The organism is Rathayibacter sp. AY1B5 (assembly GCF_002932795.1).
Classification (GTDB): domain Bacteria; phylum Actinomycetota; class Actinomycetes; order Actinomycetales; family Microbacteriaceae; genus Rathayibacter.
This window is the reverse complement of record NZ_PSWM01000001.1, coordinates 328,681-350,173: the sequence shown is the minus strand read 5'-3', so window position 1 is coordinate 350,173 and position 21,493 is coordinate 328,681. Positions and strand designations below refer to the sequence as shown.

The following is a 21,493-nucleotide window of genomic DNA, read 5'->3' as shown; positions in this document are numbered from 1 at the left end:
GACGCGCCTCCGGGCGCAGAACAACGGAGCACCCCCTCAATGAGACGAGCGAAAATCGTCGCCACCCTCGGCCCGGCAACGTCGTCGTACGAGACCATTCGTGCGATCATCGACGCCGGCGTGGACGTGGCCCGCATGAACCTCAGTCATGGAAGCTACGACGTCCACGAAGGGATCTACCGCCTCGTGCGGAAGGCCGCGGACGACGCCGGGCGCGCGGTCGCGATCCTCGTCGACCTGCAGGGTCCGAAGATCCGCCTCGGCAAGTTCGAGGGCGGTCCGTACGCCCTCGCCGAGGGCGACGTCTTCACCATCACCACCGAGGACGTCCTCGGCACGCGCGAGCTCTCGGGCACCACGTTCAAGGGCCTCCCGGACGACGTGAACCCGGGCGACATGCTCCTCATCGACGACGGCAAGGTCGCTGTCCGCGTCACCGCCGTCGAGGGCCCCCGGGTCGTCACCGAGGTCGTCGTCCCCGGCAACGTCTCGAACAACAAGGGCATCAACCTGCCCGGCGTCGCGGTCAACGTCCCCGCACTCTCCCAGAAGGACGAGGACGACCTCCGCTGGGCGATCCGCCTCGGCGCCGACATCATCGCCCTCTCCTTCGTGCGCAACGCCAGCGACATCGAGCGCGTGCACGAGATCATGGCGGAGGAGGGCCGCAAGGCTCCCGTCATCGCCAAGATCGAGAAGCCGCAGGCGGTCGACAACCTCCAGGAGATCATCGACGTCTTCGACGGCATCATGGTCGCCCGCGGCGACCTCGGCGTCGAGCTGCCCCTCGAGGCGGTGCCGATCGTGCAGAAGCACGCCGTCGAGCTCGCCCGCCGCTGGGCGAAGCCGGTCATCGTCGCCACCCAGATGCTCGAGTCGATGATCGAGAGCCCCCGCCCCACGCGGGCCGAGGCCTCGGACGTCGCGAACGCCATCCTCGACGGCGCGGACGCGGTCATGCTCTCGGGCGAGACCAGCGTCGGCGCCTGGCCCGTCGTCACCGTGCAGACCATGGCCCGCATCGTCGAGTCCACCGAGGAGCACGGCCTGGAGCGCATCCCCCCGCTGGGCAGCAAGCCCCGCACCCAGGGCGGATCGGTCACGCTGGCCGCCGCCGAGGTCGCGGAGTTCGTCGAGGCGAAGTTCCTCTGCGTGTTCACGGAGTCGGGCGACTCGGTCCGCCGCATGACGCGCCTGCGCCACGGCATCCCGATCATCGGCTTCACCCCCGAGCCCGCCGTCCGCCGCCGCATGGCGCTGAACTGGGGCGTCCAGTCCTTCGTCACGCCGCGCGTCAACCACACCGACGCGATGTTCGCGCAGGTGGACGCGGTGCTGCTCCGCGAGGGCCTCGCCCAGGCGGGCGAGACCGTGGTCGTCGTCTCCGGATCGCCCCCCGGGCGCGCCGGCACGACGAACGACATGCGGGTGCACATCGTCGGCTCGTCCAGCTCGGCCGACAGGGCCGAGAACTGGGACCACTGAGTCCAGCACCCCCGGAGGGCCCGGCCGCGCGAGCGGCCGGGCCCTCCGGCGTTCCCCGGCGGTCCGCGTGGCGGGACGTGCCTCCGCGGGCCTATACCGTGGACCCATGCGACTCGGCGTACTCGACATCGGCTCCAACACGGTCCACCTGCTCCTCGTCGACGCGCACCCCGGCGCCCGCCCGGTGCCCTACCGCTCGCACAAGCGGAGCCTCGCTCTCGTGGCGCACCTGGACGCGGCGGGGGAGATCACCGAGCGTGGCCAGCGCGAACTGATCGCGTTCGTGACCGAGGCCGCCGAGGTCGCCCGCGAGCATCGCGCGGAGGACCTGCTGGCGTTCGCGACCTCCGCGATCCGCGAGGCCGGCAACGGTGCGGCGGTCCTCGACCGGGTCCGCGCCGAGACGGGTGTGCACCTCCAGGAGCTCGGAGGCGAGGCGGAGGCCTCGGCCACCTTCCTCGCCGTGCGCCGCTGGTTCGGCTGGGGCGCGGGCTCGATCCTGGACCTCGACATCGGCGGCGGCTCGTTCGAGCTCTCGATGGGTGTGGACGAGGTGCCCGAGCTCGCCGTGTCGGTCCCGCTCGGAGCGGGCAGGGTGACGCGCGACCTGCTGCTCGGCGATCCCGCTTCGGCCACGAGCGTGAAGGCCGCCCGGCGTCACGCCCGCGAGGTGCTCGCGGAGCCCGTCCGCGGCTTCCTCGCCCTGGGGCGCCCCGACCTGGTCGCAGGCACGTCGAAGACCTTCCGCTCCTTGGCGCGGATCACCGGCGCCGCTCCGAGCGCGGCCGGTCCGCTGATGCGCCGCGAGCTGCACCTGGTCGACCTCCGGCTGTGGTCCTCCCGCCTCGCCGCGATCAGCACGGCCGACCGCTCAGCCCTCCCCGGCGTCTCCGCTCTGCGGGCTCCGCAGCTGCTCGCGGGCGCTCTCGTCGCGGAGGCGGCCATGGACGCCCTCGGCGTCGAGACGCTGGTGATCTGCCCCTGGGCCACCCGCGAGGGGCTCATCATCCGCCGCTTCGAGCTGCTCGACGCGCAGATCCAGCGCGAGGACGTTCAGCTCAGCGCGATGCTGTAGGACAGCGACCGCCGTCCGCCCGGCTCGAGGACGATCTGGCGCGGCTTGTCGACGATGTCGCCGTCCCAGCCCTCGGGTGTCGGGACGCTCCGCCACGGCTCGAGGCAGACGAACGGTGCCCCGACGGGCTTCCATACGCCGACCACGTCGAAGTCCCCGGTGTCGACGACGATCGCACGGGCGGCGCCGTCGGCCTCGAGCCTGAGGGTCCGGCGGCGAGGCTCGTCGAAGATCATCACGCCCTCCTCGAAGTGGCCGTCGTCGACCGTCAGGACCCCGTCCTCGAGCGGCGCCGGGTGGCGGGCCTCCAGCAGCAGGTTCTCCGGAGCGCGGCGGAACCCCTCCGGCTCGGGCTGCGCGAAGCGGATGCGGTGCTCGCCGCGGCCCTCGGGCAGCGGCAGCGCGAAGGCCGGGTGGTTGCCGAGCGAGAAGCCCAGGGGAGAGGGACCCCTGTTCTCGACGGTCTGGGTGATCCGGAGCGAGGCGCCGGTCACGGCGTAGGCGATGAGGAGCGTCCAGTCGAAGGGGAACACCGCGCGCGTGGCGTCGTCGCTCCGGAGCCGGAACACCGCCTCGTCCGCCGAGACGCCCGCGAGCTCGAAGACGCGGTCCCGCGCGAAGCCGTGCTGACCCATCCGGTGGTCCGCGCCGTCGTGGTGCAGCGTGTCGCCGGGGAGGCGGCCGATGATCGGGAACAGCACGGGCGCGTGCCGGCGCCACTCCGGGCCGGCCTGCCACAGGTACTCGCGGCCCTCCTCGTCCCGGAGGGACGTCATCTCGGCGCCGGCGGTCGTCAGGGCGAGGCGCAGGCTCTCGCTGCCGAGGGTGAGGGCGGTGGGCGCGGGGGAGTCGCTGCTGGTCATTCTCCGATTCTGCCCGTCGCGCGGTGCGGGCGGGCATGTCGGCGGCGCGTGGCAGCATGGGGCGGTGCCTCCCGAGTCGATCCCCTCCTCCTGGCGCGCCCGCGTCGGCGAGCTCAGCGGATCCGCCGAGGCCGAGTCGCCGCCCGTCCTCACGCCGATCGGGCTGCAGTTCGAGCTGCGCCGACTGGTGCGCCGGGCCGACGATCCGTGGCGGGCGCCCGCGAGCGAGCGCGTCACGGCGAAGACCTACGACCCCGGCGAGCGCCGCGACCACCGTCTGGCCACCCGCCCCGTCGTCCGCGGGCGCGGGGGCGCCTGGAACCGCACCACCCTCACGTGGAAGTCGCTGAACTTCCAGACCCACCGGCTCTCGCTCGACCCCGCTCACCAGCGCTGGTTCGCCGAGTTCGCGGCCCTGCACCGCGCCACGCGCACCGTCCACCTGGGGCAGGACCCCGACTGGATCCACCTCGACGACTACGAGAGCCCGCTGCTCTGGCGGCTTCTCGAGCAGGCGCAGGCCGCCGGGATCCCGCTGCTCGCCCCGGAGAAGGGATCGGTCCGCCTCGCCGGTCCCGCGCACGTGGCGGTGACGGTCTCGGCGGAGGAGGGATCGCTCCGGTTGCGGCCGGTGCTGCGGATCGACGGTGCGGAGCACGCACCGGAGTCGGCGCGTCCGGTCGCCCGGCACGGCGTGTACGCGGTCGAGGGCGGCGATCCTTCCTCGCTCCTGCTCGCGCCCGCGTCCCTTCCCTTCGACGACGAGGAGCTGCGGCTCCTCGACCACCCCGAGGAGACGGTGGTCCCGGCGGAGGACGTGCCCGAGTTCGTCGGCGAGCACCTCCCCGCCCTCCGGGGCCGGGTCGCGGTCCGCGAGGAGGGCGTCGACCTCGTCCTGGACGACCCGGAGCCGCCGCGCCTGGTCTGCACGGTCTCGTTCGAGCCGCGGCGCGCCGTCAGGGTCGGCTGGCACTGGCGCCGCTCGCCCGATCGCGCGGGCGAGCTCGACGGCACGGCCGACGCGGCTCTCGAGCGCGCGGTGCTCCGCCGGGTGCGCTCGGTGCTCGGCGAGGCCGGATCCGCCGTCGTGCCGGAGCCGGGGACGAGCGCGGTCCTGCGCGGGGCCGAGGCGGCGGTGTTCGTGGTGGAGCAGCTCCCGCAGCTGGAGGGGATCGGCGGCGTCCGGGTCGAGCGCGAGGGCGCGGCCCCGGACTACCGCCTGCTGACCGGGCCGCTCACGCTCACCGTCACCGCCGTCGACACCGAGAGCGCCGACTGGTTCGACCTCGGCGTCGTCGTGACGATCGGCGACGCGACCGTGCCGTTCCTGCCCCTCTTCCGCGCTCTGGCGGCGGGCGGCGACCGCATCCGCCTGGTCGACCACTCCTACCTCTCGCTCGCGCACCCCGGCCTCGACCGGCTCCGGGAGCTGCTGACCCGGGCGGACGAGCTCGAGGAGTGGGAGACGGGACCGCGGCTCGGCCGGCACCAGACCGGGCTCTGGAACGAGCTGGAGGAGCTCGCTGACGAGAGCGTCCCCTCCGACGCGTGGCGCGCCGTGCTCGACTCCGCGCTGGCCGCCGGGTCGCCGGAGGACGTGGAGCCGCCGGAGGGACTGACCGCCCGGCTGCGCCCGTACCAGCGGGCGGGCTACGCCTGGCTCGTGCACCGCCTCCGCCACGGACTGGGCGGGATCCTGGCCGACGACATGGGCCTCGGCAAGACCCTGCAGGCGCTGGCCATGATGCTCGACGCGGTCGAGGAGGCGGGCCGCGCCGGGATCCGCCGCGCGCCGTTCCTCGTGGTCGCCCCCACGTCGGTCGTGCCGGGCTGGCGCTCGGAGGCCGAGCGCTTCGCGCCCGCCCTGCGCGTCCACGTCGTCGCGAGCTCGCGGGAGGGCGCGCTCGACGCGATCCCGGCCGACGCGGACGTGGTCCTCACCAGCTACGCGGTCCTGCGCCTCGGTGGCGAGCGCTGGGCGGCGAGGACGTGGTCGGCGCTGATCCTCGACGAGGCCCAGTTCGTCAAGAACCCGGCCTCGCAGACGCACCTGGCCGCCCGCGGGGTCGGCGCGCCCGTCACGCTCGCTCTCACGGGCACTCCGCTGGAGAACTCGCTCGATGAGCTCTGGGCGGTCCTCGCCCTCGTGGCGCCCGGGCTCCTGCCGCCGCTGCGCCGCTTCCGCGAGGAGTACACCCGGCCGATCCTGCACGCGGAGGCGCCCGTCGGCATCGCCTCGCCCGATCTGTCCGAGGGGCGGACCGTCAGCCACACCGAGGGCGCGCGCCGCCGCCTCGAGAGACTGCGTCGGCGACTGCGTCCGTTCCTGCTCCGCCGCACCAAGGAGGCGGTGGCGCCGGAGCTCCCCGAGAAGCAGGAGCAGACGATCGAGGTCGCGCTGACTCCCGCCCACCGAGTGCTCTACGACGGCTACCTCCAGCGCGAGCGCCGGAAGCTCCTGGGCCTGGTCGACGACCTCGACCGGCAGCGCTTCACGGTGTTCCGCTCGCTCACCCTGCTGCGCCTGCTCGCGCTCGACGCGTCCCTGGTCGACCCGGCCTACCGGCACGTTCCGTCCGCGAAGCTCGACGTGCTCGTCCAGCAGCTCGACGACGTGATCGCGGAGGGCCGCCGAGCCCTCGTCTTCAGCACTTTCACGTCGTACCTGGAGCGGGCGGGGGAGCGGCTGCGCCGGCGCGGCATCCCCTTCGTGCAGCTCGACGGCTCCACCCGGGACCGCGCGGGAGTGATCGAGGAGTTCCGCTCGGGAGCCGCGCCCGTCTTCCTGATCAGCCTGAAGGCGGGCGGCACCGGGCTCACGCTCACCGAGGCCGATCACGTCTTCATCCTCGACCCGTGGTGGAACCCGGCGGCCGAGGCGCAGGCCGTCGACCGCGCGCATCGCATCGGCCAGGAGCGGCGGGTGAACGTGTACCGGCTGGTGGCGGCGGACACGATCGAGGAGAAGATCGTGCGCCTCCAGGAGCGCAAGGGCCGTCTCAGCGCAGCGGTGCTCGACGAGGGCGAGCTCTTCGCGCGGGCGCTGACGGCCGATGACGTCCGCGAGCTGTTGGCCGAGTGACCACGGCCCCACGAAGGGTGACGGAACGGCCAGCCGCGACCCAGGGTCCGAGCGCACACTGAGCGGATGAGACGCCGCCGCCCCCGCCCCCGCGCCGACTGGATCGTGGCCCTCGAGAAGGGCGACGACGCCGGGCTCTTCGGGCCGGGCAGCGCGGTCTGGGCGGTGAACGGAGGGCTGCCGACGATGATCGCCGGAGTGCGGGCTCTGCTCATGCAGACCCTTCACGCCGGAGCGATGGCCGGTGTCCACGATCACTCCCGCTACCGCGAGGACCCGATGGGCCGGCTCGACAACACGGTCCGCTGGGTCCTGACCACCAGCTTCGGGGACACCGCCGCGGCGAGCGGAGCGGCGCGCTGGGTGACCGGCGTGCACGAGCGGATCGTCGGCTCCTACGAGGACGCCGGCGGGCGCGAGCGCTCCTACTCCGCCCAGGATCCCCGCCTGCTGCTCTGGGTGCACGACGCCTTCACCGACGCGTTCCTCGGCGCTCACGAGATCTGGGGTGGACGGATCCCCGGCGGCCCCGACGCCTACGTGCGCGAGTGGGCCGCCTCCGGCCGACTGCTCGGAGTGGAGGATCCGCCCGAGAGCGTCGCGGAGCTCCGCGCGCAGCTCGCCGGATTCGCGGGCGAGCTCAAGCCCGACGCGCGCGTGCACGAGGCGGTCGGCTTCCTCCGCGACATCCGGCTGCCGGGGGAGGCGGGCGTGGTCTACCCGCTGCTGTTCGCCGGCGCGGTCGCCTCGCTCAGCCCCGAGGTGCGGAGGCTCCTGGGCCTCCGGCGCCCGTGGTGGCCGGCGATCACGGCGAACCGCCTGCTGTTCGTGTTCCTGGGCCGGTATCTCGGCCGGGTCTCGCCGAGCGAGCAGGCCGCGATCGACCGCATCGCCGGCCTCGATCCGGTGCGCACCGGCGCCTGACGCTCTTTCCGTACACCTGTCCGAGAAGTGGTAGACTGACGTCGATGACTTCCGCCCGCCTCGCCTCCGTGCCCGCGGCGGAGTACCCGGTGGCGCCCGGTTCCGCCGACCCGCGGGCCCGGCGCACCCGCCGCCGCGTGTTCGACGCGGTCGAGCGCCTCGTCATGCAGAGCGACGGCGAGAGGGCCGAGGGCATCGCGGTGAGCGACATCGTGCGCGAGGCCGGGATCAGCCGCAGCTCGTTCTACGCCCACTTCGACGACGCGGCGGGAGTCGCCTCCGCGCTGCTCCGCCAGGACCTCGCGGTCGCCGACGTCGCCGAGGGCGATCCCGCCGACCGCTGCGGAGCCGACGCCCTGCAGCGCGGCTACTCGCGGCTCGTCGAGCGGCTGGTCGACCGCCACGCCTTCCACGCCCGGCTCCGCGCGCGAGCCTCCGCCCGGGTCGCCTCCGACGACGCCGTGCTCGACACGGCGCTCGCCCTGCACCGCGAGGTGCTCGCCCGGGTCGACGTCCCCGCATCGGTCGACCCCGAGCTCACCGCGGTCTTCGCGGCCGGCGGTGTCCTCTCCGTGGTCGGCGCCTGGCTCGCCGGCTCCCTCGACGGCACCGACGAGGAGCTGGTCGAGCACCTCGTCGCGCTGCTCCCGGCCTGGCTCGCCGCGGCGCCGCTGCGCCCCCTGGACTCCTCACTCCCACCACGCCCCACGACGAAAGGCACGACATGATGACATTCGAGGTCGGCGAGACGCTGGTCTACCCGCACCACGGAGCGGTGACGATCACCGGGCTCGAGAAGCGCTCGGTCAAGGGCGTCGAGAAGACGTTCATGACCATGAACGTGCACACCAGCGAGCTCACCATCACCCTCCCCGTCGAGAACGCCGAGCTCGTCGGCGTCCGCGAGATCATCGACGACGCCGGAGTCCAGGCCGTCTACGACGTCCTGCGCAGCGACGTCGCGGAGGAGGCAAGCAACTGGTCCCGCCGCTTCAAGGCCAACCAGGAGAAGATGGCCAGCGGCAGTGTGTACCGCGTCAGCGAGGTCGTCCGCGACCTGTGGCGCCGCGAGCAGGCGGGCGGCGTCTCCGCCGGCGAGAAGCGGATGCTCCTCAAGGCGCGTCAGATCCTCGTGTCGGAGCTCTCGCTCGCCCTGAAGGGCACCGATGAGGAGGCCTCGGCCAAGCTCGACGAGGTCCTCGCCTCGGCGATCTGACCTCCCGTCGCGGCGGGCCGGCTCACTCGGGTCGGCACGCCGCGATGATCCTCGCGGCGACCTCGTCCTGCGAGGCGGAGCCGTCGATCCGCACCAGGAGCTCGCGCTCGTCGTAGACCTCCGCCAGGGGAGCGGTCTCGCGCTCGTAGACCTCGATCCGGTTCCGGACGACCTCGGGGTCGTCGTCGGCACGGTCCTGCTCTTGCGCCCGCACGTGCAGCCGCGCGAGGACCACGTCCGCGTCGGCCGTGAGCAGCACGACGCACGTCAGCGGCGTGCCCCGCTCCTCGAGGAGCTCCGCCAGCGCGTCCACCTGGGCGAGCGTGCGCGGGTAGCCGTCGAGGATGAACCCGTCCCGGGCGTCCTCCTCGGCGATGCGCTCCGCCACCAGCGCGTTCGTCAGCTCGTCCGGCACGTACTCGCCGGCCTCCACGAGCGCCTGCAGGCGCCGTCCGAGGTCGGTGCCGTCGGCGACGTGCGCGCGGAACAGATCGCCGGTGGAGATGGCCGGCACCCCCAGCTCGCGCGACAGCACGGCCGCCTGGGTGCCCTTGCCCACGCCGGGCGGGCCCATCATGATGACGCGCATCGCTCGTCCTCCTCGGTGTCGTCAGGCGATGCTAGCGGTGCGGAGCGGGGAGGCCGGTGCACACCGCGCCCGTAGGCTGGCGGGACGAGCCGAGGAGGACCGATGCCCGCAGCACCAGGGGCCGAGCAGGCCGCCGCCGATCTGGCCGCGCTCCTGCGCGAGGTCTCCGCCGAGCTCGACGCCCGCGGCATCGCCGACCAGGCCGTCGCCGAGCTGCGGACTCCGCGCGCGATCCTCGGCTTCCGCCGCAAGCCCGTGATGGCCTCCGTCACCCGCGCGTGGCGCCTGGGCGTCGTGCTCCTCGGGCGCGGAGGCGAGCTGTTCGCGACGGGCTCGGTGACCCGCGCCGTCGCTCCACTGCACGCCAACAACCAGTCGGAGTCGCAGGAGGCGCGCCGCGAGATCCGGCGCGCCGCCTTCGACGGACCGTTCCAGGAGGGCGAGATCGTCAACTACGGCTGGCGGCGCCTCATCCTGGACGCCCCGGCGCTCGAGTCGGGCCAGGAGCCGCTGGCCCTGCGCGGCTCCGAGGTGCTCGTGCGCTGGGCGCCCGGTCTGGGCGAGCAGGGACTGATGCCGCTGCGCCGGTACCTGGCCGACCGCCTCGACCTCCTCGAGGCCGACTAGCGCCGGGTCACTCCTCCTCGGCCACCGGGTGGAACCACGGCGGGTAGACAGCGACGCGGGGAGAGGCGTCGATGCCCTCGAAGAGAGCCTTGACGCGGTTCCGGGCGGCGACCGACGCCACGCCGACCGTCGCGACGCCGTCGAGCGGGAAGCGCTCGGGCACGAGCGCCTCGGCGCTGCGCAGAGCCGGCTCGTCGACGAGGAGGCGCGCGAAGGTGCGCACGAGCGCGTCGCCCTCGGTGAAGCGCGTGAGGACGTGGGAGGCGTCGCCGTCGCTCAGCACCGGGGCGGAGGCGAGCGAGCCCACCAGGACGACGTACTGCGAGGCCGTGGTCGTGTGGGCGCTCGGCGACCAGTGCGGAGCGACCCGCTCGCCGCGCAGGTCGGCCCAGAGTGCGGCGTCGGGGGAGAGGAAGAAGGGCACGAAGCCGGCGACGCTCATGCCGTCCTTCACCTGGACGGCACGGCGGTGCTCGCGGGTGGTCTCGGCACTGACGTCGATCGCGGGGCGCTCCTCGAGCTGCTGGTCCGCCAGGATCGCGCCGGCGGCGACGATCGCCTCGAGGTTGTCGAGGTGGGTGACGTGGTAGATCCGCTGCGCGGCGATGTCGACCTTGGGCAGGGGCTTCTCGCGCGCCGTGCCGCGCGCGGCCGCGCGGGCGGTGGCTGCACGGGAGGTGCCGGGCACGCGCGCGGGGGTGCGGGTGGCACGGCCGACCTGCTCGGGGAGCTTCTTCGGGGTGCAGACGTCGCAGAGCGCGATGTCGAGGCCGTGGATGCATTCGGTGGGCACTCTGGATTCCTTCTGCGCGCGGGCTCGGGGTTCCGCCGCAGGGACGACGTTACGCGACCGGGGCCCCCGTGCGTCCCGGCGGCGGCGATCCGCCGGGTCGCGGCGCCCGGCCGGGCATCCTCTGGGAGGCGCCGGAGCGCCGCTCCCCGCCGCGTAGCGTGAGCGGGATGAAGCGCGTGCCGCCCGCCGAGGGCCAGGAATCCGTCTGGGACTACCCGCGACCCCCCAGGGTCGAGACCACCTCCGAGCACGTCGTCGTGACGCTCGGGGGCGTCGTCGTCGCCGAGACCCGCGAGGCGCTGCGCGTCCTCGAGACGAGCCACCCTCCCGTCTACTACCTCCCCGTGTCCTCGTTCGCGCCAGGGGCGCTCGAGCCCGCGCCGGGCCGCAGCATCTGCGAGTTCAAGGGCGCGGCCTCCTACCTCACCGTGCGCGGAGGAGGAGCGGTCGCGGAGGCGGCGGGCTGGACGTACCCGGAGCCGATGGGCGGCTTCGAGGCCCTCGTCGACACGGTCGCCCTCTACCCCGGGCGGATGGACTCCTGCACGGTCGACGGCGAGACGGTCCAGCCGCAGCCGGGCGACTTCTACGGCGGCTGGATCACCTCACGCGTGGTCGGTCCGTTCAAGGGGTCCCCGGGCACGATGTTCTGGTGAATCAGGCCGGGGAGGACGGACCGAGCGAGTCCTGGACGAGGATCGCCCGTGCACCGTCGAGCCCGGCGACCCCGAGCGTCCACTCCGGCCGCACCAGGGTCTCCGGGGTGACGCGGAATCGCAGCTCCTCGACCGACGCGCCGTCCGGGCCGACGATCCGGTGCGCCCCGTTCGGCTGGTAGCCGAGAGCCTCCGACACCCGGATCGAGCGAGCGTTCCAGGCGAGGGCGGCGCTCTCGGCGACCTCGGCTCCGAGGTGGTCGAAGGCGAGGAGGAGCACGGCGGCGCGCATCTCGCGCCCGAGGCCGCGGCCCTGCGCCGAGCGGGTGAGCCACGAGCCCGAGGTCAGGGTGCGGGTGGCGGCGAAGGACTCGGCGACCACGTCCTGGCAGCCGACGACCCGGCCGTCCTCGACCACGGCGAACGCGACGCGCCACGACTCCCGCGTCGTCTGCGCGCGCTGCGACCAGTGGAAGCGCGCGAGCTCGCCGGGCAGGCGCTCCGGCGGCGCCTCGGCCCAGGGGGAGGGGAACGGCGAGCGGCCGCTGTCGTGCACGCCCGCGAGAGCGGCGTCGGCGAGAGGGCCGAGGTCGGCGTCGCGGACCGGATGCAGCTCGAGCCGCGGCGTGCGCAGCTCCAGCGAGAACAGGGGCCAGGGGTCGGTGCTCATCCGACGACGCTAGCGAGCGGAGGCGCGCAGCGCGCGACCCGGCGGGTACCGGTGGTGGGACTCGAACCCACAAGCCCTCTCGGACAGAGCATTTTGAGTGCCCCGCGTCTGCCATTCCGCCACACCGGCTCATCACCAGCCCGTCGAGAATACCGTAGGCTCATCGGCGTGACTGACCAGGAACCCTCGTCGACCGCACCCCGTCGGGTCGTCGTCGCCGAAGACGAATCCCTCATCCGCCTCGACATCGTGGAGATCCTCCGCGACAACGGCTTCGAGGTCGTCGGCGAGGCCGGCGACGGCGAGACCGCTGTGGCCCTCGCCACCGAGCTGCGCCCCGACCTCGTCATCATGGACGTCAAGATGCCCCAGCTCGACGGCATCTCGGCGGCCGAGCGCCTCTCGAAGGCGCACATCGCGCCCGTCGTCCTGCTCACCGCCTTCAGCCAGAAGGAGCTCGTCGAGCGTGCCAGCGAGGCCGGAGCGCTCGCCTACGTCGTGAAGCCCTTCACGCCCAACGACCTGCTGCCCGCGATCGAGATCGCCCTCTCGCGGTACGCCCAGATCCTCACCCTCGAGGCCGAGGTCGCCGACATGGTCGAGCGCTTCGAGACCCGCAAGCTCGTCGATCGCGCCAAGGGCCTGCTCAACGAGAAGATGGGCCTCACCGAGCCCGAGGCGTTCCGCTGGATCCAGAAGGCGTCGATGGACCGCCGCCTCACCATGCACGACGTCGCCCAGGCGATCATCGAGCAGCTGAGCCCGAAGAAGGCCTAGCGCTCACCGCCCTCCGGGGCTCACGGCCAGAGGCGGGTGCGCTCCCACGGGGAGCCGCCCGCTTCCGTCTTTCCCGGGCGGTACTCGAGGCGGGTGTGGTCCTGCTCCGGCGCCGTCGAGCCCTGCCAGAACTCGATGCGCTCGGGGACCACGCGGTACACGGCCCATTCGCGGTCGAGCGTAGCGGGTGAGCAGCCGACGGCGACGCTGGTCTGCAGCGTGACGAGCCCGAAGTCCTGGGCGCTGCGCATCGGCTCGCTCTGGCGTCCGACGAGCAGGGCGGTGCGCCCGGCCTCGGAGCGGCGGCGGAAGTCGTCGGCCGACTCCTGCGCGGACGCGCGCTCGACGCGGCCCTCGACCCGGACCTGCCGGCCCTGCACCGGCCAGAAGAAGGTCAGCGCGGCGTGCGGGTTCTCCTCCATGGCGCGCCCCTTGGGGCTGGTGGCGTGGGTGGAGAACGCCCAGCCCGCCTCGTCGATCTCGCGCAGCACGAGCACGCGTGCCGAGACGGTGCCGTCGTCGGAGGCGGTGGAGAGCGTCGCGCCGTGGGGGAGGAGCTGCCCGGCGTCCTTCGCCTCCTCGAGCCACTGCGCGAACAGCTCGAGGGGATCGGCCGGAGCCGCCTCCGCATCGAAGGAGGGCAGATCGGAGGGCATGGACGGAAGGCTCTTGAGGAGTTGGCGAAGGCTCATCCGCTCAGTGTCGTCCTTCGTGCGCCACCTGGCACAGTCGCGCGCCGTCGCTTGACAGGGCCGCGCGCCGCGGTGCTACGGTCCGAATGGTCACCCACGGAGGATGCTCTTTCGGTCAGCGAATCGGTCGCTCAGCGATGTGGAGCGGCTGCCGGGGTCGCGATCGCTGCAGCCGACCGCGCTCACGACGATGGGAAATGTGTCGGTATTCGGCACCTGCACTCTGTGGCCGGTGCATCCTTCCCCGTCGTGGAACCGTGCAGGGAGTAGGAGATGGTCCGAGTACACGCAGTTCGTGAGCCCAGATGGGGTCGACCTCGGACCAGGCTCGGCCTTCTTCTCTTCACCGTCTCGCTCGTCACCTTTCTCGCGGCCGGGGCATCTCGATCCGCCATCGAGACGACGGCGCCTCCCGTGATCCTGATCGGCGGCCTCCTCATCCTCGCTTTCGTGCCACGAGCGATCCCGCCGTCTTCGGGAGGACGGTGGTCGTGGTTCTTCGAACGAATCAGCACGAGGTCTGCGGCACGGGCGTACTACCTGCAACTCGCGGTGGGCATCGTCGGCGCGGTGGTCGCTCTTGAGGTCGGAGCGCCGATCGCATCATCGATCGCGGCGGGGATCGTGGCGGTCCTCGGCACGGTCCTCGATCTCATCTTCCGCAGCGATGCCTGACCGAGCTCGGATCCGCGCGGTCAGCGGGCGTCGCGGATGATGTTGGTGATCCGCACGGTCGAGAGGCGGCGCCCCTCCTGATCGCGCACGACGATCTCGTGCGTGGTGAGGGTGGAGCCGAGGTGGATCGCATCGCAGGTGGCGATGACGAAGCCCGAGCGGACGGAGCGGCTGTGGCTCGCGTTCAGCTCGATGCCCATCGCCAGCCTGCCCTCGCCGGCGTGCACGTTCGCCGCGATCGAGCCCATCGACTCGGCGAGCACGACGTGCGCGCCGCCGTGCAGGATGCCGACCGGCTGCCGGTTGCCCTCGACGGGCATCGAGGCCACCGAGTGCTGCGGCGTGAGCTCGTGCCAGAGGATCCCCATCCGCTCGGCGAGCTCGCCCATGCCGCGGCCGATCCCGGCGACGAGGTCGAGCGCGGGCGGGCGGATCCAGGCGGTCGTGGCGGGGGTCGGCTCGGTCACGTCGCTCCTCGAACTGGAGCCTCGGAGCGGTCCTGACCGGCGGGCGCGAGCGGGCCGATCCGGTGTCGGAGGCGCTGTGTAGTCTGGCCCTGTGTCAGATCCGGAACAGCCTACCCTCCTGCTCGTCGACGGCCATTCCCTGGCGTTCCGGGCGTTCTACGCGCTTCCGGTCGACAGCTTCCAGACCCGCGAGGGCCAGCACACGAACGCCATCCACGGCTTCCTGTCGATGCTGATCCTGCTGCTGAAGAACGAGAAGCCGACCCACCTCGGCGTCGCTTTCGACATCTCCCGCTACTCGTTCCGCACCCGCGAGTACCCGGAGTACAAGGGCACCCGCGGCGAGACCCCGCCCGAGTTCAAGGGCCAGGTCCCCCTCCTCGAGGAGGCTCTGCACGCCATGAACATCCGCACCGTCTCGAAGGAGGACTTCGAGGCCGACGACATCCTCGCGACGCTCGCACGGCAGGGGGCCGAGGCCGGCTTCCGCGTGCTGGTCGTCTCGGGAGACCGCGACACCATCCAGCTGGTGACCCCCGACGTCACCCTGCTCTACCCCTCCACCCAGGGTGTCTCGCAGCTCACGCGCTACGACCGCGACAAGGTGTTCGAGAAGTACGGCGTCGAGCCGCACCAGTACCCCGAGATCGCCGCCCTCGTCGGCGAGACGAGCGACAACCTGCCCGGCGTCGACAAGGTCGGCCCCAAGACGGCCGCCAAGTGGGTCAACCAGTACGGCACCGTCGCCGACATCATCGCCCACGCCGACGAGATCAAGGGCGTGGTCGGCGAGAAGCTGCGCGAGCAGAAGGAGAACGCCCTCCGCAACCGCCGCCTCAACCGCCTGGTGACCGACGTCGAGCTGCCGCTCGGGCCGCACGACCTGACGCGCCGCCCGATCGACCCGGACGCGGTCCGCGAGATCTTCAGCCGCCTCGAGTTCAAGACCCTGCAGGAGCGGGTCCTCACGATCGCCGCGGAGGAGGGCGTCGACGGCGCCGCCGCGGCCCTGGCGGGCGACGTGGTCACGACCTCCGCCCCCGCCGTCCGCACCCTGGTGGACGAGGAGCTCGCGCACTGGCTCGACCGCGTCTCGGCGAAGGGCACCGCCCCCGTCGCCGTCCAGGTGCAGCTCGGAGCCGGCGGGCTCGAGGGCGTGGGCCTGGCAATCGAGAAGGAGACGGCGTTCGTCCCGTGGGCCGCCGAGCGGCCGGACTACACCGCGCTCGAGCAGTGGCTGGCCGGTTCCGCTCCCAAGTACTTCGCCGACGCGAAGCCCCAGATCAAGGCGCTGCGGCGGGCCGGACTCCCCGTCGGGGGGCTCGCCTTCGACACCCGCGTCGCCTCCTGGCTGGTGCAGCCCACCGGGCACCCGGCCACGCTCGCGGCGCAGGTCGCGCAGCACCTCGACGAGACCATGGCGCAGGGCGACCCGAACCAGCTGGTCCCCACCGTCGAGCCGATGGGGCCCGCGACCGAGGCCTGGTACGCGTACCGGCTGGTCGCTCCGCTGCGCGAGCGCCTGGGCGAGGGGATGCTCTCGGTGCTCGTCGACATCGAGCTGCCGATCGTCCAGGTCCTCGCGACCATGGAGCTCACCGGCGTCGCGATCGACGCCGAGGTGCTCGCGCGCCTCCGGGGCGAGCTGACCGTCTCGGCCGCCGACCTCGCGAGCCGTGCGTTCGCCGAGATCGGCCACGAGATGAACCTCGGCTCGCCGAAGCAGCTGCAGCAGGTCCTCTTCGAGGAGCTCGACATGCCGCGCACCCGGGCGACGAAGACGGGCTACACGACCGACGCCTCCGCCCTGGCCGACCTGCAGGAGTCGCACCCGCACCCCTTCCTCGGCCTGCTGCTCGAGCACCGCGACGCGACCAAGCTCAAGCAGATCATCGAGACGCTCGAGAAGTCGGTCACCGCCGACGGCCGGATCCACACCAGCTACGACCAGACCGGCACCGCCACCGGACGCATCTCCTCCAACGACCCCAACCTGCAGAACATCCCGGTCCGCAGCGAGGTCGGTCGCCGCATCCGCACCGCCTTCGTCCACGGAGCGGACGCCAGCACCCTCCTCACCGCCGACTACTCGCAGATCGAGATGCGGATCATGGCGCACCTCTCCGGCGACGCCGGACTGATCGAGGCCTTCCACTCCGGCGAGGACCTGCACCGCTTCGTCGGCTCGCGGATCTTCGGCGTCGATCCGGGCGACGTCACCTCGGCCATGCGCAACAAGGTCAAGGCGATGTCGTACGGCCTCGCCTACGGCCTGAGCGCCTTCGGCCTGTCGAAGCAGCTGCGCATCTCGAGCGCCGAGGCCAAGCAGCTGATGACCGACTACTTCGTCCGCTTCGGCGCGGTGCGCGACTATCTCCGCAGCGTCGTCGAGCAGGCCCGCGAGACCGGCTACACCGAGACGATCTTCGGTCGCCGGCGTCCGTTCCCCGACCTGCAGAGCGCGAACCGCGTCCTCCGCGACAACGCCGAGCGGGCGGCGCTGAACTCGCCGATCCAGGGCTCGGCCGCCGACATCATGAAGCGCGCGATGATCGGCGTGCAGGCCGACCTCGACGAGCAGGGGCTCGGCTCGCGGATGCTCCTCCAGGTGCACGACGAGCTGATCTTCGACGTCGCCCCCGGCGAGGAGGAGCCGCTCGAGGCGATCGTCCGCGGCCGGATGGCGGGGGCCGCCGACCTGAGCGTCCCGCTCGAGGTGCAGGTGGGCCACGGGTCCGACTGGGACGTCGCCGCGCACTGAGCCGGACGCGGCGCCTGGCTAGGCTCGGAGGCATGAGCCCCGACCTCCCCCGCGAGCCCACCGCCGTCGACGCCGTCGCCGAGCGCTGGGTCGACACCCTCGTCGACCTCGACCCCACCCTCGGCACCGCGATCGGACGCAGCGGCGCGAACGGCCGGCTGGGCGACTACTCGCCGGCCGGTCTCGAGCGCGCCCGAGCGGCGACCGCCTCGGCCCTGGCCGAGCTCGAGGCCGCCGAGCCCGAGGACGACGTCGACCGCGTCACGGTCGCCGATCTCGGCGCCGAGCTCCGGCTCTCCCTGGAGGGGCACGACGCCGGCCTGCCGCTGCGGGACCTCAACGTGATCGCGTCCCCGGCGCAGGAGCTGCGCGACGTCTTCGACCTGATGCCGACGGACGAGGTCGCCGACTGGGAGGCGGTCGCCGAGCGGCTGCTGGCCGTGCCGGCCGCACTCGAGGGCTACGCGGAGACCCTGCGCGAGGGGATCCGCACCGGCGTGGTCCCCGCCCGCCGCCAGGTCGAGCTCGTCGCCGAGCAGGCGCGGAAGATCGCTGCTCCCCGCGGGTTCTTCGCCGAGCTGGCCGCGGAGGCCGCTCCCACCGCGGGATCCCTGCCCGCGTCGCTCGCCCAGCGGCTGGAGGACGGCGCCCGCCGCGCTTCGGCCGCCTACGGGTCGCTCGCGCAGTTCCTCCAGGGTGAGCTCGCCCCTGCCGCGACCGAGCAGGACGCCGTCGGCCGGGAGCTGTACGCGCTGCACTCCCGCCGGTTCCTCGGCGCGGTCGTCGACCTCGACGAGACCTACGAGTGGGGGATCGAGGAGCTGGCCCGGATGACGTCCGAGCAGGAGGCGATCGCGCGCGAGATCCTGCCCGGCGCCTCCGTCGCCGAGGCCGTCGCCCACCTCGAGGCGGACCCGGCCCGCACTCTGCACGGCGTCGACGCTCTGCAGGCCTGGATGCAGGAGACCAGCGACCGCTCGGTCCGCGAGCTCGCCGGCACCGCGTTCGACATCCCGGAGGAGGTGCGCCGCCTCGAGTGCAGGATCGCGCCGACCCAGGAGGGCGGCATCTACTACACCGGCCCGAGCGACGACTTCTCGCGGCCGGGTCGGATGTGGTGGTCGGTCCCGGCCGGGGTCACCGAGTTCGCCACCTGGCGAGAGCTGACCACGGTCTACCACGAGGGCGTCCCGGGCCATCACCTGCAGATCGGCCAGGCCGTCCACAACCGCGCCCGCCTCAACACCTGGCGCCGTCAGCTGGCCGGGACCTCCGGCCACGCCGAGGGCTGGGCGCTCTACGCGGAGCGGCTGATGGAGCGCTTCGGCTACCTCGACGACCCGGCCGACCGCCTGGGCATGCTGGACGGACAGCGGATGCGCGCGGCGCGCGTCGTGCTGGACATCGGTGTGCACCTGCAGAAGCCGATGCCGGGCTCCGCCACCGTCTGGACCGCCGACTCGGCCCTCGACTTCCTGCGCGCCAACGTCAACATGGACGACGCGTTCGTGCGCTTCGAGGTGAACCGGTACCTCGGCTGGCCGGGACAGGCTCCGTCCTACAAGATCGGGCAGCGGATCTGGGAGCAGCTGCGCGACGAGGCGGAGGCGCGCGAGGGCGCCGCGTTCTCGCTCGCGGGCTTCCACCGGAGGGCGCTCGACCTCGGCGGCGTCGGTCTCGACACCCTCCGCTCCTCCCTCGCCGGCTGACCTCGGAACACGCGCCTGGACGGGTGCGGCGAGATTGCCGTGCGCCTCCCGGGGCGTCTAAGCTGGGGTGTCACATCTGTGGCGCCGCCGTGCCCGCGGCGCGCGAGGAAGGCCGGTCATCCGGCCGGCCGAGCGCGGCTCCCGGGTCGGAGGCACATCCCTCACCACCGCAGTGGTCACCACTCCGCCGAGCCGCGAGGCCCGCAGGCGGCCGCCGCCCGAGACCCATCCATCCTGGAGCATCCCTTAATGACAACCGCAACGACCGACAAGGCAACCAAGCAGGTCGCGATCAACGACATCGGGTCTGCTGAAGACTTTCTTGCCGCGGTCGAAAAGACTCTGAAGTTCTTCAACGACGGAGACCTCATCGAAGGCACCGTCGTGAAGATCGACCGCGACGAGGTCCTCCTCGACGTCGGCTACAAGACCGAGGGCGTCATCCCCTCGCGCGAGCTCTCCATCAAGCACGACGTCGACCCCTCCGAGGTCGTCAACGTGGGCGACAGCGTCGAGGCCCTCGTCCTCCAGAAGGAGGACAAGGAGGGTCGCCTGATCCTGTCCAAGAAGCGTGCGCAGTACGAGCGCGCGTGGGGCGACGTCGAGAAGATCAAGGAGTCGGACGGCGTCGTCACCGGCTCGGTCATCGAGGTCGTCAAGGGCGGTCTCATCGTCGACATCGGCCTCCGCGGCTTCCTCCCGGCCTCGCTCATCGAGCTGCGCCGCGTCCGCGACCTCACGCCGTACCTCGGCCAGGAGATCGAGGCGAAGATCCTCGAGCTCGACAAGAACCGCAACAACGTGGTCCTGTCGCGTCGCGCGCTCCTCGAGCAGACCCAGTCCGAGAGCCGCACCACGTTCCTGAACAACCTGCACAAGGGTCAGGTCCGCAAGGGCGTCGTGTCGTCGATCGTCAACTTCGGTGCGTTCGTCGACCTGGGCGGCGTCGACGGTCTCGTCCACGTCTCCGAGCTCTCCTGGAAGCACATCGAGCACGCCTCCGAGGTCGTCGAGGTGGGCCAGGAGGTCACCGTCGAGATCCTCGAGGTCGACCTCGACCGCGAGCGCGTGTCGCTCTCGCTCAAGGCGACCCAGGAGGACCCGTGGCAGGTCTTCGCCCGCACCCACGCGATCGGACAGGTCGCGCCGGGCAAGGTCACGAAGCTGGTCCCGTTCGGTGCCTTCGTCCGCGTCGCGGACGGCATCGAGGGTCTCGTCCACATCTCCGAGCTGTCGGGCAAGCACGTCGAGCTCGCCGAGCAGGTCGTGTCGGTCGGCGAAGAGGTGTTCGTCAAGGTCATCGACATCGACCTCGACCGTCGCCGCATCTCCCTCTCGCTCAAGCAGGCGAACGAGAACATCGACCCCGAGGGCACCGAGTTCGACCCGGCGCTCTACGGCATGGCCACGGAGTACGACGACCAGGGGAACTACAAGTACCCCGAGGGCTTCGACCCCGAGACCAACGAGTGGCGCGAGGGCTTCGAGTCGCAGCGCGAGGCCTGGGAGCAGGAGTACGCCGCTGCTCAGGCGCGCTGGGAGGCCCACAAGGCCCAGGTCGCCAAGTCGCAGGAGGAGGCGGCCACCGTCTCCGAGGGCGTCTCGGTCGGTGCCGGCTTCACCAGCGAGTCGACCACCGGCGGCACCCTCGCCGACGACGAGTCGCTCGCCGCGCTCCGCGAGAAGCTGTCCTCGAACAACTGATCGCGAGCACATCGCAACGAACGGCCGGTCCCCTCGGGGGCCGGCCGTTCGGCGTTCCGGGCGACGGCGCTGGGTAGGGTGGCCGGGTGCATCTCGTCGCCCTCACCGGAGGCATCGCCTCGGGCAAGTCCACCGTCGCCCGCCGTCTCGCCGAGCGCGGAGCGGTGGTGGTCGACGCCGACGTCCTCGCGCGGGAGGTCGTCGAGCCGGGGGAGCCGGCGCTGGCGGCGATCTCCGAGCGCTTCGGCCCGTCCGTGATCCGCGCGGACGGCACGCTCGACCGTCCGGCGCTCGGCGCGATCGTCTTCTCGGACGCCACGGCGCGGGCGGATCTCAACGCCATCACCCATCCGGCGGTGACTCTCCGCTCGCAGCGGCTGTTCGCGCAGGCCGCCGAGGCGGACCCGGCCGCGGTGGTCGTCTACGACGTCCCCCTTCTGGCCGAGGGCCGTGGCGCGGGGGAGTTCGACGAGGTGGTCGTCGTGCGCGCGCCGCAGCACGTCCGCATCCAGCGCCTCGTCGCCCTCCGGGGGATGACCGAGGAGGAGGCGCGTGCGAGGGTCTCGTCGCAGGCGAGCGACGAGGAGCGTCTCGCTCTCGCCGACGTCGTGATCGACTCCTCCGGCACGCTGGAGGAGACGCTCGCCCGGACCGACGCGCTGTGGGAGCGGCTCGCCCGCTGACGGTCCTCCGAGGGCACCTCCCTCGGGGTGGAGCAGTCCGGCCGG

Annotated in this window: 20 protein-coding genes and 1 tRNA gene; 14 read left to right on the top strand and 7 right to left on the bottom strand. The window is 72.5% G+C overall.

The features are described from left to right. The first annotated feature begins 39 nt into the window (after positions 1-39). Together pyk and C5D44_RS01595 are read left to right on the top strand one after the other, a co-directional pair. Positions 40-1,485 carry a pyruvate kinase gene (gene pyk / locus C5D44_RS01600; RefSeq protein WP_104275572.1) on the top strand — a complete coding sequence of 482 codons (1,446 nt, stop codon included), beginning with the start codon at positions 40-42 and terminating at the stop codon, positions 1,483-1,485. Positions 1,486-1,591: 106 nt separating this feature from the next. Next, entirely contained in the window at positions 1,592-2,560 is a 969-nt protein-coding gene (locus C5D44_RS01595) for an exopolyphosphatase (RefSeq protein ID WP_104280638.1), read from the top strand. Here the strand turns inward: C5D44_RS01595 and C5D44_RS01590 are convergent. Further along, positions 2,539-3,423: an aldose 1-epimerase family protein gene (locus tag C5D44_RS01590; protein WP_104275574.1), complete on the bottom strand. Its 885-nt coding sequence runs from the start codon at positions 3,421-3,423 to the stop codon at positions 2,539-2,541. The genes C5D44_RS01595 and C5D44_RS01590 overlap by 22 nt on opposite strands. Before the next feature lie 64 nt (positions 3,424-3,487). Here C5D44_RS01590 and C5D44_RS01585 point away from each other — a divergent pair, with 64 nt between their 5' ends. From C5D44_RS01585 to C5D44_RS01570, 4 genes are all read left to right on the top strand, one after another. Further along, the gene (locus C5D44_RS01585) at positions 3,488-6,505 is read left to right on the top strand and encodes a DEAD/DEAH box helicase (protein ID WP_258067218.1); all 3,018 of its coding nucleotides are present in this window, start codon (positions 3,488-3,490) and stop codon (positions 6,503-6,505) included. Between the two features lie 66 nt (positions 6,506-6,571). Then, on the top strand, positions 6,572-7,429 hold the full coding sequence (locus tag C5D44_RS01580; protein ID WP_104280637.1) for an oxygenase MpaB family protein: 858 nt from the start codon (positions 6,572-6,574) through the stop codon (positions 7,427-7,429). Between the two features lie 44 nt (positions 7,430-7,473). Next, positions 7,474-8,157 (top strand): TetR/AcrR family transcriptional regulator, encoded by a 684-nt coding sequence (locus C5D44_RS01575; protein WP_104280636.1) that lies wholly within the window; start codon positions 7,474-7,476, stop codon positions 8,155-8,157. Beyond that, the gene (locus C5D44_RS01570) at positions 8,157-8,645 is read left to right on the top strand and encodes a CarD family transcriptional regulator (protein WP_068257183.1); all 489 of its coding nucleotides are present in this window, start codon (positions 8,157-8,159) and stop codon (positions 8,643-8,645) included. Before C5D44_RS01575 ends, C5D44_RS01570 begins: the two co-directional genes overlap by 1 nt. 22 nt (positions 8,646-8,667) lie before the next feature. On the opposite strand, the gene C5D44_RS01565 is transcribed toward C5D44_RS01570, so the two are convergent. Further along, positions 8,668-9,234, bottom strand: coding sequence for an adenylate kinase (locus C5D44_RS01565; protein ID WP_104280635.1), 567 nt, complete (start codon positions 9,232-9,234; stop codon positions 8,668-8,670). Between the two features lie 102 nt (positions 9,235-9,336). Between C5D44_RS01565 and C5D44_RS17850 the strand changes: the two genes are divergently transcribed. Then, a complete protein-coding gene (locus C5D44_RS17850) occupies positions 9,337-9,861 on the top strand; it encodes a hypothetical protein (protein WP_181109975.1) in 525 nt (174 codons plus the stop codon). A 7-nt stretch (positions 9,862-9,868) separates the two neighbouring features. On the opposite strand, the gene C5D44_RS01555 is transcribed toward C5D44_RS17850, so the two are convergent. Continuing rightward, a complete protein-coding gene (locus C5D44_RS01555; protein WP_181118418.1) occupies positions 9,869-10,654 on the bottom strand; it encodes a DarT ssDNA thymidine ADP-ribosyltransferase family protein in 786 nt (261 codons plus the stop codon). Positions 10,655-10,821: 167 nt separating this feature from the next. Between C5D44_RS01555 and C5D44_RS01550 the strand changes: the two genes are divergently transcribed. Then, complete coding sequence (locus tag C5D44_RS01550; protein WP_104280633.1) at positions 10,822-11,310, top strand: DUF427 domain-containing protein; 489 nt, start codon at positions 10,822-10,824, stop codon at positions 11,308-11,310. A 1-nt stretch (position 11,311) separates the two neighbouring features. On the opposite strand, the gene C5D44_RS01545 is transcribed toward C5D44_RS01550, so the two are convergent. Together C5D44_RS01545 and C5D44_RS01540 are read right to left on the bottom strand one after the other, a co-directional pair. Then, the gene (locus tag C5D44_RS01545) at positions 11,312-11,980 is read right to left on the bottom strand and encodes a GNAT family N-acetyltransferase (RefSeq protein WP_104280632.1); all 669 of its coding nucleotides are present in this window, start codon (positions 11,978-11,980) and stop codon (positions 11,312-11,314) included. Between the two features lie 46 nt (positions 11,981-12,026). Further along, positions 12,027-12,109, bottom strand: a tRNA-Leu gene (locus C5D44_RS01540). A 39-nt stretch (positions 12,110-12,148) separates the two neighbouring features. Here C5D44_RS01540 and C5D44_RS01535 point away from each other — a divergent pair. Further along, complete coding sequence (locus C5D44_RS01535) at positions 12,149-12,757, top strand: ANTAR domain-containing response regulator (protein WP_104275582.1); 609 nt, start codon at positions 12,149-12,151, stop codon at positions 12,755-12,757. Between the two features lie 20 nt (positions 12,758-12,777). On the opposite strand, the gene C5D44_RS01530 is transcribed toward C5D44_RS01535, so the two are convergent. Beyond that, on the bottom strand, positions 12,778-13,449 hold the full coding sequence (locus C5D44_RS01530; RefSeq protein ID WP_104280631.1) for a pyridoxal 5'-phosphate synthase: 672 nt from the start codon (positions 13,447-13,449) through the stop codon (positions 12,778-12,780). A 414-nt stretch (positions 13,450-13,863) separates the two neighbouring features. Between C5D44_RS01530 and C5D44_RS17550 the strand changes: the two genes are divergently transcribed. Then, positions 13,864-14,124 (top strand): hypothetical protein, encoded by a 261-nt coding sequence (locus tag C5D44_RS17550; protein WP_146082563.1) that lies wholly within the window; start codon positions 13,864-13,866, stop codon positions 14,122-14,124. Positions 14,125-14,144: 20 nt separating this feature from the next. On the opposite strand, the gene C5D44_RS01525 is transcribed toward C5D44_RS17550, so the two are convergent. Then, positions 14,145-14,591, bottom strand: coding sequence for a PaaI family thioesterase (locus C5D44_RS01525; protein ID WP_374954062.1), 447 nt, complete (start codon positions 14,589-14,591; stop codon positions 14,145-14,147). Between the two features lie 91 nt (positions 14,592-14,682). Between C5D44_RS01525 and polA the strand changes: the two genes are divergently transcribed. From polA to coaE, 4 genes are all read left to right on the top strand, one after another. After that, positions 14,683-17,352, top strand: a complete 2,670-nt coding sequence (polA, locus tag C5D44_RS01520; protein ID WP_104280630.1) for a DNA polymerase I — start codon at positions 14,683-14,685, stop codon at positions 17,350-17,352. A gap of 32 nt (positions 17,353-17,384) precedes the next feature. Then, the gene (locus tag C5D44_RS01515) at positions 17,385-19,061 is read left to right on the top strand and encodes a DUF885 domain-containing protein (RefSeq protein ID WP_104280629.1); all 1,677 of its coding nucleotides are present in this window, start codon (positions 17,385-17,387) and stop codon (positions 19,059-19,061) included. 249 nt (positions 19,062-19,310) lie between these two features. Further along, positions 19,311-20,765, top strand: a complete 1,455-nt coding sequence (rpsA, locus tag C5D44_RS01510) for a 30S ribosomal protein S1 (RefSeq protein WP_104275586.1) — start codon at positions 19,311-19,313, stop codon at positions 20,763-20,765. An 86-nt stretch (positions 20,766-20,851) separates the two neighbouring features. Beyond that, a complete protein-coding gene (gene coaE, locus C5D44_RS01505; protein WP_104280628.1) occupies positions 20,852-21,448 on the top strand; it encodes a dephospho-CoA kinase in 597 nt (198 codons plus the stop codon). Positions 21,449-21,493: the final 45 nt, after the last annotated feature.